We start from the raw sequence: 15,623 nt of genomic DNA, 5'->3' as shown, positions 1-15,623 counted from the left end.
ACTGTCACCCTGATCAAGACCATCGCAATGGAAGACGGTCTGCGCTTCGCCATCCGTGAAGGCGGTCGTACCGTCGGCGCCGGCGTCGTAGCGAAGATTATTGAATAAGTAGTTGATTTATCTAAATCAGGCCGGCATAATGGCCGGCCTGATACAGCGTTACAGGTCAGTAGCTCAATTGGCAGAGCGACGGTCTCCAAAACCGTAGGTTGGGGGTTCGATTCCCTCCTGACCTGCCATTCACCTCGGTGTGATTGGCTTTCTTCTTACAGGATCCTCCCCGATGACTCCCAAAACTGAAGCCCAAGAATCGCGTTTTGATCTGTTCAAGTGGCTGGCTGTAGTTGCATTGGTTGTCGTAGGTGTCGTGGGTAATCAGTATTACTCCGCCGCTCCTATCCTGTATCGCGTTCTCGCGCTGCTCGCCCTGGCAGCTGTCGCAGGCTTTGTTGCTCTGCAGACTGCGAAGGGTAAGTCGTTCTTTACGCTGGCGAAGGAAGCTCGTACCGAGATCCGTAAAGTCGTGTGGCCAACCCGCCAGGAGACTACCCAGACTACGTTGATCGTGGTGGCTGTGGTCCTCGTGATGGCGCTGCTGTTGTGGGGTCTGGATTCCCTGCTCGGTTGGTTGGTTTCCTTGATTGTTGGCTAAGGGTGTCTCGTGGCTAAGCGTTGGTATGTTGTGCATGCTTACTCGGGTTACGAGAAGCATGTCATGCGCTCCCTCATCGAGCGCGTAAAGCTGGCAGGCATGGAAGACGGGTTTGGCGAGATTCTCGTTCCGACCGAAGAAGTCGTCGAAATGCGCAACGGCCAGAAGCGCAAGAGTGAGCGTAAATTCTTCCCGGGCTATGTCCTGGTGCAGATGGAAATGAACGAAGGGACTTGGCACTTGGTCAAGGATACCCCTCGCGTCATGGGTTTCATTGGTGGTACCGCGGACAAGCCCGCGCCGATCACCGATAAAGAGGCAGAAGCTATTCTGCGTCGCGTTGCCGACGGCAGTGACAAGCCGAAGCCGAAGACGCTGTTCGAGCCGGGTGAAGTGGTTCGCGTCATTGACGGTCCATTCGCCGACTTCAACGGTAGCGTCGAAGAGGTTAACTACGAGAAGAGCCGTCTGCAGGTCGCAGTGCTCATTTTCGGTCGCTCTACTCCGGTAGAGCTTGAGTTCAGTCAGGTCGAGAAGGTCTAACTGAGCGACGCATCCCATACCCCGCAGCCCTATGTGCTGCGGGGTTTTGTCGTCACTGGGATAAAACGCAAGTCATCCGGGGAGCCACCAGGCGTTCGAACCCGATTTTGGAGTAGCTCATGGCTAAGAAGATTCAGGCTTACATCAAGCTGCAAGTAAAGGCCGGCCAGGCCAACCCAAGCCCACCCGTTGGTCCAGCACTGGGTCAACACGGTGTGAACATCATGGAATTCTGCAAGGCCTTCAACGCCCGTACTCAGGGTCAAGAAGCCGGCCTGCCGACTCCTGTGATCATCACTGTTTACAGTGACCGTAGCTTCACCTTCGAAACCAAGAGCACCCCTGCCTCGGTTCTGCTGAAGAAAGCTGCTGGCCTGACCAGTGGTTCGGCCCGTCCGAACACCGTCAAGGTCGGTACCGTCACCCGCGCTCAGCTGGAAGATATCGCCAAGGCAAAACAGGCTGATCTGACCGCCGCTGACCTGGATGCAGCTGTACGCACCATCGCTGGCTCTGCCCGCAGCATGGGCCTGAACGTGGAGGGTGTGTAATGGCTAAGCTGACCAAGCGTCAAAAGGCAATCGCCGAGAAAATCGAAGCAGGCAAGGCCTATAACTTCGAAGAGGCCGCTACCCTGCTGGCTTCGCTGCCGGCTGCCAAATTCGTCGAGTCGTACGACATCGCCGTAAACCTCGGTGTTGACCCGCGTAAATCCGACCAGGTCGTTCGTAGCGCTACTGTGCTGCCGCACGGCACTGGCAAGACCGTACGCGTTGCTGTCTTCACCCAGGGGCCCGCTGCCGAGGCCGCTCTGGCTGCCGGCGCTGACCGCGTAGGTATGGACGATCTGGCTGCCGAAATGAAAGGCGGCGACCTGAACTATGACGTCGTCATCGCATCCCCGGATGCCATGCGCGTTGTCGGTCAGCTGGGTCAGGTTCTGGGTCCTCGTGGCCTGATGCCTAACCCGAAAGTCGGTACCGTGACCCCAGACGTAGCCACTGCCGTGAAAAACGCCAAGGCTGGTCAGGTTCGCTACCGTACCGACAAGAACGGTATCATCCACACCTCCGTTGGCAAGATCGGCTTCGAAGCCGACAAGCTGAAGGAAAACGTTGAAGCCCTGATCGCTGATCTGAAGCGTATCAAGCCGGCTTCCTCGAAAGGTATCTACGTCAAGCGCGTTACCCTGAGCACCACCATGGGCCCAGGTCTGATCATCGATCAGAGCTCGCTGAACGTGTAATGCAAAGTCGGCGCGGTCTCTCGAGCGCGCCGACTGCAACAAGATTGGGGTCCCTGCCTGGCGGGGGCTATCCAAGACCGTAGGCGACGCAAGTCTTAAAACACAAGCCTACGCAGATGGTGCTCCCGATTCGCTCGCGAATCAGACACCAAAACGACATCCGGCCTCGGCCAGATGAAACGGTAGAAACCAGGAGTAAACCCGTGGCAATTAAACTCGAAGACAAGAAGGCCATCGTCGCTGAAGTCAACGAGGCTGCCAAAGTCGCTCTGTCCGCTGTCGTGGCCGATGCCCGTGGTGTGACTGTAGGCGCAATGACCGGACTCCGTAAAGAGGCTCGTGAAGCTGGCGTATACGTGCGTGTCGTACGTAACACCCTGCTCAAGCGCGCTGTTGCTGACACTGAATTCAGTGTCCTCAACGACGCCTTCACCGGCCCTACCCTGATTGCGTTCTCCAACGAACACCCGGGCGCTGCTGCTCGTCTGTTCAAGGAATTCGCCAAGGGTCAGGACAAGTTCGAGATCAAGGCAGCTGCGTTCGACGGCAAGTTCCTTGCCGCTAACCAGATCGACGTGCTGGCAACCCTGCCAACTCGCGACGAGGCTATCGCACAGCTGATGAGCGTAATCCAAGGTGCAACCAGCAAGCTGGCTCGTACCCTGGCAGCTCTGCGCGACCAGAAAGAAGCCGCTGCTGCCTAAGGCGGCGTAGCTTCTCTCGAAATCAAACGTTTAATTTGATGGCCGTGTAAGGCTGTCCCCCAATACAGGAATTCATAGTCATGTCTCTGACTAACGAGCAAATCATCGAAGCAATCGGCCAGAAAACCGTTCTGGAAATTGTTGAACTGATCAAAGCAATGGAAGAAACCTTCGGCGTTACCGCTGCTGCCGCTGTTGCCGCTGGCCCAGCTGCTGCCGCCGCCGTTGTTGAAGAGCAGACCGAGTTCAACGTTGTCCTGGTTGAAGCCGGCGACAAGAAAGTGAACGTCATCAAAGCCGTTCGCGAACTGACCGGTCTGGGCCTGAAAGAAGCCAAAGAGAAAGTCGATGGCGCTCCTCAGGTTGTAGCTGAAGGCGTTTCGAAAGAAGCCGCTGAAGACGCTAAGAAGAAGCTGGAAGAAGCTGGCGCTAAAGTCGAGCTGAAGTAATTTCGACTTTGCGACTGCAGCCCGAGCGTCAAGCGTAGGGCTGATGGCTGGTGGCCTGTGCCACCGGCCTTTTTCCGTTATTGGTGGCCGATCATGTCGGCCCCGATAATGAGCTGCAAGACACCCATGTGGGTGGCGCAAACCAAGGGGTTTGCACGATTTTCTGGCTGCTCCCGCCGGGAGAAGCCAAACAAGCAGGTGACCAAGCTGGGGAACGCTGATGGCTTACTCATACACTGAGAAAAAACGTATCCGCAAGGACTTTAGCAAGTTGCCGGACGTCATGGATGTGCCGTATCTCCTGGCCATCCAGCTGGATTCGTATCGCGAATTCCTGCAGGCGGGAGCATCCAAGGATCAGTTCCGCGACGTCGGTCTGCATGCGGCCTTCAAATCGGTATTCCCGATCATCAGCTACTCCGGCAATGCTGCCCTGGAGTACGTAGGCTATCGCCTGGGCGAGCCTGCCTTCGATGTGAAGGAATGTGTCCTGCGTGGCGTGACCTTCGCGGTCCCACTGCGGGTCAAGGTGCGCCTGATCATCTTCGACAAGGAATCGTCGAACAAAGCGATCAAGGACATCAAAGAGCAAGAAGTCTACATGGGTGAAATTCCCCTGATGACTGAGAACGGTACCTTCGTTATCAACGGTACCGAGCGTGTGATCGTTTCCCAGCTGCACCGTTCGCCTGGTGTGTTCTTCGACCACGACCGTGGCAAGACTCACAGCTCCGGCAAGCTGCTGTACTCCGCTCGCATCATTCCTTACCGCGGCTCCTGGCTCGACTTCGAGTTCGATCCGAAGGACTGCGTGTTCGTCCGTATCGACCGTCGCCGCAAGCTGCCGGCCTCCGTACTGCTGCGCGCCCTGGGCTACAGCACCGAAGAGATCCTGGACACCTTCTATACCACCAACGTGTTCCACGTTTCCGGTGAGAAGCTGAGCCTGGAGCTGGTTGCCCAGCGCCTGCGCGGTGAAGTTGCGGTAATGGATATCACCGACGACACCGGCAAGGTCATCGTCGAGCAAGGCCGCCGTATCACTGCGCGCCACATCAACCAGATCGAGAAAGCTGGCGTCAAGCAGCTGGACGTTCCGCTCGAGTACATGATTGGCCGTACCACTGCCAAGGCCATCGTGCACCCGGCAACTGGTGAAATCCTGGCCGAGTGCAACACCGAGCTGACCACCGATCTGCTGGTCAAGATCGCCAAGGCCCAGGTCGTCCGCATCGAGACCCTGTACACCAACGACATCGATTGCGGTCCGTTCATCGCCGACACGCTGAAGATTGATACCACCAGCAACCAGCTGGAAGCGTTGGTCGAAATCTATCGCATGATGCGTCCAGGCGAGCCACCAACCAAGGACGCCGCCGAGACCCTGTTCAACAACCTGTTCTTCAGCGCCGAGCGTTACGACCTGTCCGCCGTAGGCCGCATGAAGTTCAACCGTCGTATCGGTCGCACCGAGATCGAAGGTTCGGGCGTGCTGAGCAAGGAAGACATCGTCGATGTACTGAAGACCCTGGTCGACATCCGTAACGGCAAGGGCATCGTCGACGACATCGACCACCTGGGTAACCGTCGCGTGCGTTGTGTCGGCGAGATGGCCGAGAACCAGTTCCGCGTTGGCCTGGTGCGCGTCGAGCGTGCGGTCAAAGAGCGTCTGTCGATGGCCGAAAGCGAAGGCCTGATGCCGCAGGACCTGATCAACGCCAAGCCGGTTGCGGCGGCGGTGAAGGAGTTCTTCGGTTCCAGCCAGCTCTCGCAGTTCATGGACCAGAACAACCCGCTCTCCGAGATCACCCACAAGCGTCGTGTCTCCGCACTCGGCCCTGGCGGTCTGACCCGTGAGCGCGCCGGCTTCGAAGTCCGTGACGTACACCCGACCCACTACGGCCGCGTGTGCCCGATCGAAACGCCGGAAGGTCCGAACATCGGTCTGATCAACTCCCTGGCGGCCTACGCCCGCACCAACCAGTACGGCTTCCTGGAAAGCCCGTACCGTGTGGTGAAAGAGGGTGTGGTCACCGACGACATCGTGTTCCTGTCGGCGATCGAAGAAGCTGATCACGTCATCGCCCAGGCTTCGGCTGCGATGAACGAGCAGAAGCACCTGATCGACGAGCTGGTAGCGGTCCGTCACCTGAACGAATTCACCGTCAAGGCGCCGGAAGACGTCACCCTGATGGACGTTTCGCCGAAGCAGGTTGTTTCCGTTGCTGCCTCGCTGATTCCGTTCCTCGAGCACGACGACGCCAACCGTGCGTTGATGGGTTCGAACATGCAGCGTCAGGCTGTACCGACCCTGCGTGCCGACAAGCCGCTGGTAGGTACCGGCATGGAGCGCAACGTCGCCCGTGACTCCGGCGTCTGCGTCGTGGCTCGCCGTGGTGGTGTGATCGACTCGGTCGACGCCAGCCGTATCGTCGTGCGTGTAGCTGACGACGAAGTCGAGACCGGTGAAGCAGGTGTGGATATCTACAACCTGACCAAGTACACCCGTTCGAACCAGAACACCTGCATCAACCAGCGCCCGCTGGTGAGCAAGGGTGATGTGGTTGCGCGTGGCGACATCATGGCTGACGGTCCGTCCACCGATATGGGTGAACTGGCGCTGGGCCAGAACATGCGCATCGCGTTCATGGCGTGGAACGGCTTCAACTTCGAAGACTCCATCTGTCTGTCCGAGCGTGTGGTTCAGGAAGACCGCTTCACCACGATCCACATCCAGGAACTGACCTGTGTGGCGCGTGACACCAAGCTTGGCCCAGAGGAAATCACCGCGGACATCCCGAACGTGGGTGAGGCTGCGCTGAACAAGCTGGACGAAGCCGGTATCGTCTACGTAGGTGCCGAAGTCGGCGCTGGTGACATCCTGGTCGGCAAGGTCACTCCGAAAGGCGAGACCCAGCTGACGCCGGAAGAGAAACTGCTGCGTGCGATCTTCGGTGAGAAGGCCAGCGACGTCAAAGACACTTCCCTGCGCGTGCCGACCGGCACCAAGGGCACCGTCATCGACGTACAGGTCTTCACCCGTGATGGCGTCGAGCGCGACAGCCGCGCCCTGGCCATCGAGAAGATGCAGCTGGACGAGATCCGCAAGGACCTCAACGAAGAGTTCCGCATCGTCGAAGGCGCAACCTTCGAGCGTCTGCGTTCGGCTCTGAACGGCCAGGTGGTCGACGGTGGTGCGGGCCTGAAGAAAGGCACCGTGATCACTGACGACGTACTGAACGGTCTGGAGCACGGCCAGTGGTTCAAACTGCGCATGGCTGAAGATGCACTGAACGAGCAGCTGGAAAAGGCTCAGCAGTACATCGTCGATCGTCGCCGTCTGCTGGACGACAAGTTCGAAGACAAGAAGCGCAAGCTGCAGCAGGGCGATGACCTGGCTCCAGGCGTACTGAAGATCGTCAAGGTCTACCTGGCAATCCGCCGTCGCATCCAGCCGGGTGACAAGATGGCCGGTCGTCACGGTAACAAGGGTGTCGTCTCGGTGATCATGCCGGTAGAAGACATGCCGCACGACGCCAACGGTACTCCGGTCGACGTCGTACTGAACCCGCTGGGCGTACCTTCGCGTATGAACGTCGGTCAGATTCTCGAAACCCACCTGGGCCTGGCGGCCAAAGGTCTGGGCGAGAAGATCGACCGCATGATCGAAGAACAGCGCAAGGCAGCCGAGCTGCGTACCTTCCTGACCGAGATCTATAACGAGATCGGTGGTCGTCAGGAAAACCTCGACGAGTTCTCCGACGCAGAGATCTTCGCCCTGGCCAACAACCTCAAGAAAGGTGTGCCGATGGCGACGCCTGTCTTCGACGGTGCCAAGGAGCGTGAGATCAAGGCCATGCTGAAGCTGGCCGACCTGCCAGAGAGCGGCCAGATGGTGCTGTTCGACGGCCGTACTGGCAACAAGTTCGAGCGTCCTGTGACCGTTGGTTACATGTACATGCTCAAGCTGAACCACTTGGTGGACGACAAGATGCACGCGCGTTCCACTGGTTCCTACAGCCTGGTTACCCAGCAGCCGTTGGGTGGTAAGGCGCAGTTCGGTGGTCAGCGTTTCGGGGAGATGGAAGTGTGGGCGCTGGAAGCATACGGCGCGGCATACACCCTGCAAGAAATGCTCACAGTGAAGTCGGACGACGTGAACGGCCGTACCAAGATGTACAAGAACATCGTGGATGGCGATCACCGTATGGAGCCGGGCATGCCCGAGTCCTTCAACGTGTTGATCAAAGAGATCCGTTCGCTCGGTATCGATATCGATCTGGAAACCGAATAACACGTGACGCGAAGGGGAGTGGGGCTGGTATAGCCCACTTCCTGCTCCGCCAGGAGGAAAGGCCTTGAAAGACCTACTGAATTTGCTGAAAAACCAGGGTCAAGTCGAAGAGTTCGACGCCATCCGCATCGGTCTGGCGTCGCCTGAAATGATCCGTTCGTGGTCGTTCGGTGAAGTTAAGAAGCCGGAAACCATCAACTACCGTACGTTCAAGCCTGAGCGTGACGGTCTGTTCTGCGCCAAGATCTTTGGCCCAGTCAAGGACTACGAGTGCCTGTGCGGCAAGTACAAGCGCCTCAAGCACCGCGGTGTCATCTGCGAGAAGTGCGGCGTTGAAGTTGCCCTGGCCAAGGTTCGTCGTGAGCGCATGGCGCACATCGAACTGGCCTCGCCGGTCGCCCACATCTGGTTCCTGAAGTCGCTGCCGTCCCGTATCGGCCTGCTGATGGACATGACCCTGCGTGACATCGAGCGCGTGCTCTACTTCGAGAGCTACGTGGTGATCGATCCAGGCATGACCACCCTCGAGAAGGGTCAGCTGCTGAACGACGAGCAGTACTTCGAAGCGCTGGAAGAGTTCGGTGACGACTTCGACGCCCGCATGGGTGCCGAGGCTGTCCGCGAGCTGCTGCACGCGATCGACCTGGAGCACGAGATTGGCCGTCTGCGTGAAGAGATTCCGCAAACCAACTCGGAAACCAAGATCAAGAAGCTGTCCAAGCGCCTGAAGCTGATGGAAGCTTTCCAGGGCTCGGGCAACCTGCCTGAGTGGATGGTCCTGACCGTCCTGCCAGTGCTGCCGCCGGACCTGCGTCCGCTGGTTCCGCTGGATGGTGGCCGCTTCGCGACCTCCGACCTGAACGACCTGTATCGTCGGGTGATCAACCGTAACAACCGTCTGAAGCGCCTGCTCGATTTGTCGGCGCCGGACATCATCGTGCGCAACGAAAAGCGCATGCTGCAGGAAGCAGTCGATGCCCTGCTCGACAACGGCCGTCGCGGTCGCGCCATCACTGGCTCGAACAAGCGTCCGCTGAAGTCGCTGGCCGACATGATCAAAGGTAAGCAAGGTCGCTTCCGTCAGAACTTGCTCGGTAAGCGCGTGGACTACTCCGGTCGTTCGGTAATTACCGTAGGCCCGACCCTGCGTCTGCATCAGTGCGGTCTGCCGAAGAAGATGGCCCTCGAGCTGTTCAAGCCGTTCATTTTCGGCAAGCTGGAAATGCGTGGTCTGGCGACCACCATCAAGGCGGCCAAGAAGATGGTCGAGCGCGAGTTGCCAGAGGTCTGGGACGTTCTCGCCGAAGTCATCCGCGAACACCCCGTCCTGCTGAACCGTGCACCGACGCTGCACCGTCTGGGTATCCAGGCGTTCGAGCCGGTGCTGATCGAAGGCAAGGCGATCCAGCTGCACCCGCTGGTCTGTGCTGCGTACAACGCCGACTTCGACGGTGACCAGATGGCCGTTCACGTGCCGCTGACCCTGGAAGCCCAGCTCGAAGCGCGCGCGCTGATGATGTCGACCAACAACATCCTGTCGCCAGCCAACGGTGAGCCGATCATCGTTCCTTCGCAGGACGTTGTACTGGGTCTGTACTACATGACCCGCGAAGCCATCAACGCCAAGGGCGAAGGTCGCGTGTTCGCCGACCTGCAGGAAGTCGACCGCGTATTCCGCGCCGGCGAGGCTGCTCTGCACGCGAAAATCAAGGTCCGTATCAACGAGACCGTGAAAGACCGTGATGGCAGCGTCACCAAGAACACCCGTATCGTCGACACCACCGTTGGTCGTGCGCTGCTGTTCCAGGTCGTTCCGGCAGGTCTGCCGTACGACGTGGTCAACCAGCCCATGAAGAAGAAGGCGATCTCCAAGCTGATCAACCAGTGCTACCGCGTGGTGGGTCTGAAAGAGACCGTGATCTTCGCTGACCAGCTGATGTACACCGGTTTCGCTTACTCGACCATTTCCGGCGTCTCGATCGGTGTTAACGACTTCGTTATCCCGGACGAAAAAGCCCGCATCATCGGTACTGCTACCGATGAAGTGAAGGAAATCGAGAGCCAGTACGCCTCCGGCCTGGTTACCCAGGGCGAGAAGTACAACAAGGTCATCGACTTGTGGTCGAAGGCGAACGACGAAGTGTCCAAGGCGATGATGGCCAACCTCTCGAAAGAGAAGGTCATCGACCGCGAGGGCAAGGAAGTCGAGCAAGAGTCCTTCAACTCGATGTACATGATGGCTGACTCCGGTGCGCGGGGTTCCGCTGCACAGATTCGTCAGCTGGCGGGTATGCGTGGTCTGATGGCCAAGCCGGACGGCTCGATCATCGAGACGCCGATCACTGCGAACTTCCGTGAAGGTCTGAGCGTACTGCAGTACTTCATCTCGACCCACGGTGCTCGTAAAGGTCTGGCGGATACCGCACTGAAGACTGCGAACTCCGGTTACCTGACTCGCCGTCTGGTAGACGTGGCGCAGGATCTGGTCGTGACCGAGATCGACTGCGGCACCGACCAGGGCCTGTTGATGACGCCGCACATCGAAGGTGGCGACGTTGTAGAGCCGCTGGGTGAGCGTGTTCTGGGTCGTGTCATCGCCCGCGACGTGTTCAAGCCTGGTACCGAGGACGTCATCGTTCCTGCTGGCACCCTGGTCGACGAGAAGTGGGTCGAGTTCATCGAGCTGAACAGCATCGACGAAGTGATCGTGCGTTCGCCGATCAGCTGCGAAACCCGCTACGGCATCTGCGCCAAGTGCTACGGTCGTGACCTGGCTCGTGGTCACCAGGTGAACATCGGTGAAGCTGTCGGCGTCATCGCTGCACAGTCGATCGGTGAGCCGGGTACCCAGCTGACCATGCGTACCTTCCACATCGGTGGTGCTGCAAGCCGTACCTCGGCTGCCGACAGCGTCCAGGTGAAGAACGGCGGTATGGTACGTCTGCACAACCTGAAGCAGGTCGAGCGTGCCGATGGCAACCTGGTCGCGGTATCGCGTTCCGGCGAGCTGGCCATTGCCGACGAGTTCGGTCGTGAGCGTGAGCGCTACAAGCTGCCTTACGGTGCCGTGATCTCGGTCAAGGAAGGTGAGAAGGTCGAAGCTGGCGCCATCGTCGCCAAGTGGGACCCGCACACCCACCCGATCGTTACCGAGCTGAAAGGTACCGTGACCTTCGTGGGCATGGAAGAAAACATCACGATCAAGCGCCAGACCGACGAACTGACCGGCCTGACCAACATTGAAGTCCTGGACGTCAAGGATCGCCCTGCTGCTGGCAAGGAAATCCGTCCGGCCATCAAGATGGTCGACGCCAACGGCAAGGATCTGTACCTGCCTGGTACCGACGTACCGGCTCAGTACTTCCTGCCAGCCAACGCCCTCGTCGGTGTGGCTGACGGTGCCCAGATCGGCGTCGGTGACGTTATCGCGCGTATCCCGCAAGAAACGTCGAAGACCCGTGACATCACCGGTGGTCTGCCGCGCGTTGCCGACCTGTTCGAAGCGCGTCGTCCGAAGGAAGCGTCGATCCTGGCTGAAGTCAGCGGTACCATCGCGTTCGGTAAAGAGACCAAGGGCAAGCGTCGCCTGGTCATCACGCCGACCGACGGCAGCGATCCGTACGAAGAGCTGATTCCGAAGTGGCGCCACCTGAACGTCTTCGAAGGCGAACAGGTAAACCGCGGCGAAGTCATCTCCGACGGTCCAAGTGATCCGCACGACATCCTGCGTCTGCTGGGTGTCAGCGCGCTGGCGAAATACATCGTCAACGAGATCCAGGACGTTTACCGTCTGCAGGGCGTGAAGATCAACGACAAGCACATCGAGACCATCCTGCGCCAGATGCTGCGCAAGGTCGAGATCAGCGAGTCGGGCGATTCCAGCTTCATCAAGGGCGACCAGATGGAGCTGACCCAGGTGCTGGTAGAGAACGAGCGTCTGGCTGGCGAAGACAAGTTCATCTCCAAGTTCACCCGAGTCCTGCTGGGTATCACCAAGGCGTCGTTGTCGACCGAGTCGTTCATCTCCGCGGCTTCCTTCCAGGAAACCACCCGCGTACTGACCGAAGCGGCGGTAACCGGCAAGCGCGACTACCTGCGCGGCCTGAAAGAGAACGTGGTCGTGGGTCGTCTGATCCCGGCCGGTACCGGTCTGGCCTACCACAGCGAGCGCAAGCGTCGCCGTGATGCCGACAAGCCGCTGCGTGTGAGCGCCAGTGAGGTGGAAGCCGCACTGACCGAAGCGCTGAACTCCAGCGGTAACTAAGAAGAGGCGGGGCCCCGGCCCCTTCCTCCCGAGTCTCGGTGACATGATTTGTTGCCGATGATCGGGCAGGAAGGGTCGGGGCCTTGTCTTGACTGGGTGCAAGATCCTCTTTAGACTTTTGTACCCTTAAATTTGGTGAGGCTCCGTCTCGCCAATTTTTGGCTTTCTTGCAAGACAATAGAGTCGCAAGACAATCAGTGGAGCTAGTAGATGGCAACTATCAACCAGCTGGTACGTCAGCCGCGCAAGCGTTCGGTCGAGAAGTCCGACGTTCCTGCGCTGCAGAACTGCCCGCAGCGTCGTGGCGTGTGCACCCGTGTGTACACCACCACGCCGAAAAAACCTAACTCGGCACTGCGTAAAGTATGCCGTGTGCGTCTGACCAACGGTTTCGAGGTTTCCTCGTACATCGGCGGTGAAGGCCACAACCTGCAAGAGCACAGCGTCGTCCTGATCCGTGGCGGCCGTGTAAAAGACTTGCCAGGTGTTCGTTACCACACCGTTCGCGGCTCTCTGGATACTTCGGGCGTCAAAGGCCGTAACCAGGGCCGTTCGAAGTACGGTACCAAGCGTCCGAAGTAATCGGTCGTTTGCAGACATCCATTTATTTGAGTCGATAAGAGTAAGGTCGGGCAGGGGTCGAAGACCCGCGTCCCGGGCTAACCTGAAGACCGTTTGAGGGCTTATCATGCCAAGACGTCGTGTAGCAGCAAAACGTGAGATCCTTGACGATCCGAAATACGGATCTCAGATCCTCGCCAAGTTCATGAACCACGTGATGGAAAGCGGCAAGAAGGCCGTAGCCGAGCGCATCGTTTACGGTGCCCTGGATACCGTCAAAGCACGCAAGAACAGCGACCCCCTGGAAATCTTCGAGAAAGCTCTCGACGCCATCGCTCCGCTGGTCGAAGTAAAGTCCCGTCGTGTCGGCGGTGCCACTTACCAGGTTCCGGTTGAAGTTCGTCCATCCCGTCGTAACGCTCTGGCAATGCGCTGGCTCGTAGACTACGCCCGCAAGCGCGGCGAGAAGTCGATGGCCCTGCGCCTGGCCGGCGAACTGCTGGATGCTGCCGAAGGCAAGGGTGCTGCAGTCAAGAAGCGTGAAGACGTGCACCGTATGGCCGAAGCCAACAAAGCGTTCTCGCACTACCGCTTCTAATTCAAGCATCAATCATTTTGCGAGGGCTTTATGGCTCGTACTACAGCAATTAACCGCTACCGTAACATTGGTATCTGTGCCCACGTTGACGCGGGCAAGACCACCACTACCGAGCGGATCCTGTTCTACACAGGTCTGAGCCACAAGATGGGCGAGGTGCATGATGGCGCCGCGACCACCGACTGGATGGTGCAGGAGCAGGAGCGCGGTATCACCATTACCTCCGCTGCCGTTACCACCTTCTGGAAAGGCTCCCGTGGTCAGTACGACAACTACCGCGTAAACGTCATCGATACCCCCGGCCACGTTGACTTCACCATTGAAGTAGAGCGTTCGCTGCGTGTACTCGACGGCGCGGTCGTCGTGTTCTGCGGTACTTCCGGCGTTGAGCCTCAGTCCGAAACCGTATGGCGTCAGGCCAACAAGTACGGCGTTCCACGTGTTGTCTACGTGAACAAGATGGACCGTGCCGGTGCCAACTTCCTGCGCGTTGTCGGTCAGATCAAGAACCGCCTGGGTCACACCCCGGTTCCGGTCCAGCTGGCCATCGGTGCTGAAGATGACTTCCAGGGTCAGGTTGACCTGATCAAGATGAAGGCCATCTACTGGAACGATGACGACAAAGGCACCACCTATCGCGAGGAAGAGATTCCTGCCGAGCTGGTGGACCTGGCCAACGAATGGCGCAGCAATATGGTCGAGGCTGCTGCCGAGGCCAACGAAGAGCTGATGAACAAGTACCTCGAAGAAGGTGACCTGTCCGTCGAAGACATCAAGGCTGGTCTGCGCGCCCGTACCCTGGCGAGCGAGATCGTTCCTGCTGTCTGCGGTTCCTCGTTCAAGAACAAGGGCGTTCCCCTGGTTCTCGACGCCGTCATTGACTTCCTGCCTGCGCCAACCGAGATCCCTGCGATCAAGGGTATCCACCCTGATCTGATCGACGTGCCGAAGGATGAAGTCACTCCAGAGCAGTACGACGAGCGTCCTGCTGACGACAACGAGCCGTTCTCGGCCCTGGCGTTCAAGATTGCCACCGACCCGTTCGTGGGTACTCTGACCTTCGTCCGCGTCTACTCGGGCTTCCTGACCTCCGGTGACTCCGTCATCAACTCGGTCAAAGGCAAGAAAGAGCGCGTTGGTCGTATGGTGCAGATGCACGCCAACCAGCGTGAAGAGATCAAAGAAGTACGCGCTGGCGACATCGCTGCTCTGATCGGCATGAAGGACGTCACCACCGGTGACACCCTGTGCAACGCCGACAAGCCGATCATCCTCGAGCGTATGGACTTCCCTGAGCCGGTAATTTCGCTCTCCGTAGAGCCGAAAACCAAGGCTGACCAGGAGAAGATGGGTATCGCTCTGGGCAAGCTGGCCCAGGAAGACCCGTCGTTCCGCGTCAAGACCGACGAAGAAACCGGCCAGACCATCATCTCCGGTATGGGTGAGCTGCACCTGGACATCCTCGTTGACCGCATGAAGCGCGAGTTCAACGTCGAGTGCAACGTCGGCAAGCCGCAGGTTTCGTACCGCGAGAAGATCACCAAGTCCAACGTCGAGATCGAAGGCAAGTTCGTTCGTCAGTCGGGTGGTCGTGGTCAGTTCGGTCACTGCTGGATCCGTTTCTCGGAGCCGGACGTGGACGAGAAAGGCAACATCACCGAAGGTCTGGTGTTCACCAACGAAGTCGTTGGTGGTGTGATTCCTAAGGAATTCATCGCCCCGATCCAGAAGGGTATCGAAGAGCAGATGAAAAACGGCGTTGTTGCCGGCTATCCGCTGCTCGGCCTGAAGGCTACGGTATTCGACGGTTCGTACCACGACGTCGACTCCAACGAAATGGCGTTCAAAATCGCCGCTTCGATGGCGACCAAGCAGCTGGCCCAGAAGGGCGGTGGCGTGGTGCTTGAGCCGATCATGAAGGTCGAAGTTGTAACCCCGGAAGACTACCTGGGTGACGTGATGGGTGACCTGAGCCGTCGTCGCGGGATGATCCAGGGTAATGAAGACTCGGTGTCCGGCAAGGTAATCACTGCTGAGGTACCGCTCGGAGAGATGTTCGGTTACGCGACCGACGTTCGTTCCATGTCTCAGGGTCGCGCAAGCTACTCCATGGAATTCTCCAAATACGCCGAAGCTCCGTCGAACATCGTCGAAGCACTCGTTAAAAAACAAGGCTAATCCCCTTTAGGCAAGAGGTTCACTGTCGTGGCTAAAGAAAAATTTGATCGTTCCCTTCCCCACGTTAACGTCGGCACTATCGGCCACGTTGACCACGGTAAGACCACTCTGACCGCAGCTCTGACTCGCGTCTG

12 protein-coding genes, 1 tRNA gene and 1 pseudogene are annotated in these 15,623 nt (G+C 58.6%); all 14 read left to right on the top strand.

Going from position 1 to position 15,623, the window contains the following annotated elements:
* Positions 1-108: pseudogene (locus F6X62_RS25080) on the top strand (elongation factor Tu); the annotation flags it as partial.
* A 55-nt stretch (positions 109-163) separates the two neighbouring features.
* Positions 164-239 (top strand) — tRNA-Trp (locus tag F6X62_RS25075).
* A gap of 44 nt (positions 240-283) precedes the next feature.
* The gene (secE, locus tag F6X62_RS25070; protein WP_063542475.1) at positions 284-652 is read left to right on the top strand and encodes a preprotein translocase subunit SecE; all 369 of its coding nucleotides are present in this window, start codon (positions 284-286) and stop codon (positions 650-652) included.
* Between the two features lie 9 nt (positions 653-661).
* Positions 662-1,195 carry a transcription termination/antitermination protein NusG gene (gene nusG / locus F6X62_RS25065; RefSeq protein WP_003255501.1) on the top strand — a complete coding sequence of 178 codons (534 nt, stop codon included), beginning with the start codon at positions 662-664 and terminating at the stop codon, positions 1,193-1,195.
* Positions 1,196-1,314: 119 nt separating this feature from the next.
* The gene (gene rplK, locus F6X62_RS25060) at positions 1,315-1,746 is read left to right on the top strand and encodes a 50S ribosomal protein L11 (RefSeq protein ID WP_003255500.1); all 432 of its coding nucleotides are present in this window, start codon (positions 1,315-1,317) and stop codon (positions 1,744-1,746) included.
* Positions 1,746-2,441 (top strand): 50S ribosomal protein L1, encoded by a 696-nt coding sequence (rplA, locus tag F6X62_RS25055; protein WP_054893557.1) that lies wholly within the window; start codon positions 1,746-1,748, stop codon positions 2,439-2,441. Before rplK ends, rplA begins: the two co-directional genes overlap by 1 nt.
* A gap of 203 nt (positions 2,442-2,644) precedes the next feature.
* The gene (rplJ, locus tag F6X62_RS25050) at positions 2,645-3,145 is read left to right on the top strand and encodes a 50S ribosomal protein L10 (RefSeq protein WP_029614620.1); all 501 of its coding nucleotides are present in this window, start codon (positions 2,645-2,647) and stop codon (positions 3,143-3,145) included.
* Between the two features lie 80 nt (positions 3,146-3,225).
* Complete coding sequence (rplL, locus tag F6X62_RS25045; RefSeq protein WP_054893558.1) at positions 3,226-3,594, top strand: 50S ribosomal protein L7/L12; 369 nt, start codon at positions 3,226-3,228, stop codon at positions 3,592-3,594.
* Between the two features lie 220 nt (positions 3,595-3,814).
* Positions 3,815-7,888: a DNA-directed RNA polymerase subunit beta gene (gene rpoB / locus F6X62_RS25040; RefSeq protein ID WP_151926555.1), complete on the top strand. Its 4,074-nt coding sequence runs from the start codon at positions 3,815-3,817 to the stop codon at positions 7,886-7,888.
* A 64-nt stretch (positions 7,889-7,952) separates the two neighbouring features.
* Complete coding sequence (gene rpoC / locus F6X62_RS25035; protein WP_054893560.1) at positions 7,953-12,152, top strand: DNA-directed RNA polymerase subunit beta'; 4,200 nt, start codon at positions 7,953-7,955, stop codon at positions 12,150-12,152.
* A 210-nt stretch (positions 12,153-12,362) separates the two neighbouring features.
* Positions 12,363-12,734, top strand: a complete 372-nt coding sequence (gene rpsL, locus F6X62_RS25030; protein ID WP_003255492.1) for a 30S ribosomal protein S12 — start codon at positions 12,363-12,365, stop codon at positions 12,732-12,734.
* A gap of 106 nt (positions 12,735-12,840) precedes the next feature.
* Positions 12,841-13,311, top strand: coding sequence for a 30S ribosomal protein S7 (gene rpsG / locus F6X62_RS25025; RefSeq protein ID WP_003246741.1), 471 nt, complete (start codon positions 12,841-12,843; stop codon positions 13,309-13,311).
* 30 nt (positions 13,312-13,341) lie between these two features.
* Positions 13,342-15,489 (top strand): elongation factor G, encoded by a 2,148-nt coding sequence (gene fusA / locus F6X62_RS25020; protein ID WP_054893561.1) that lies wholly within the window; start codon positions 13,342-13,344, stop codon positions 15,487-15,489.
* A 27-nt stretch (positions 15,490-15,516) separates the two neighbouring features.
* A partial coding sequence (locus F6X62_RS25015; protein WP_146051608.1) for a GTP-binding protein occupies positions 15,517-15,623 on the top strand: 107 nt, incomplete at its 3' end.

Source organism: Pseudomonas sp. MNR3A, assembly GCF_009650575.1.
Lineage (GTDB): Bacteria > Pseudomonadota > Gammaproteobacteria > Pseudomonadales > Pseudomonadaceae > Aquipseudomonas > Aquipseudomonas machongensis.
Note: the sequence above shows the minus strand (reverse complement) of the source record. Positions and strands in the feature narration are given on the sequence as shown.

Bases quoted from the DNA above. Each gene is read 5' to 3' on its own strand.
- secE (WP_063542475.1), top strand. From the start codon at position 284: ATGACTCCCAAAACTGAAGCCCAAGAATCGCGTTTTGATCTGTTCAAG.
- rplK (WP_003255500.1), top strand. From the start codon at position 1,315: ATGGCTAAGAAGATTCAGGCTTACATCAAGCTGCAAGTAAAGGCCGGC.
- rplA (WP_054893557.1), top strand. From the start codon at position 1,746: ATGGCTAAGCTGACCAAGCGTCAAAAGGCAATCGCCGAGAAAATCGAA.
- rplL (WP_054893558.1), top strand. From the start codon at position 3,226: ATGTCTCTGACTAACGAGCAAATCATCGAAGCAATCGGCCAGAAAACC.
- rpoB (WP_151926555.1), top strand. From the start codon at position 3,815: ATGGCTTACTCATACACTGAGAAAAAACGTATCCGCAAGGACTTTAGC.
- rpsL (WP_003255492.1), top strand. From the start codon at position 12,363: ATGGCAACTATCAACCAGCTGGTACGTCAGCCGCGCAAGCGTTCGGTC.
- rpsG (WP_003246741.1), top strand. From the start codon at position 12,841: ATGCCAAGACGTCGTGTAGCAGCAAAACGTGAGATCCTTGACGATCCG.
- fusA (WP_054893561.1), top strand. From the start codon at position 13,342: ATGGCTCGTACTACAGCAATTAACCGCTACCGTAACATTGGTATCTGT.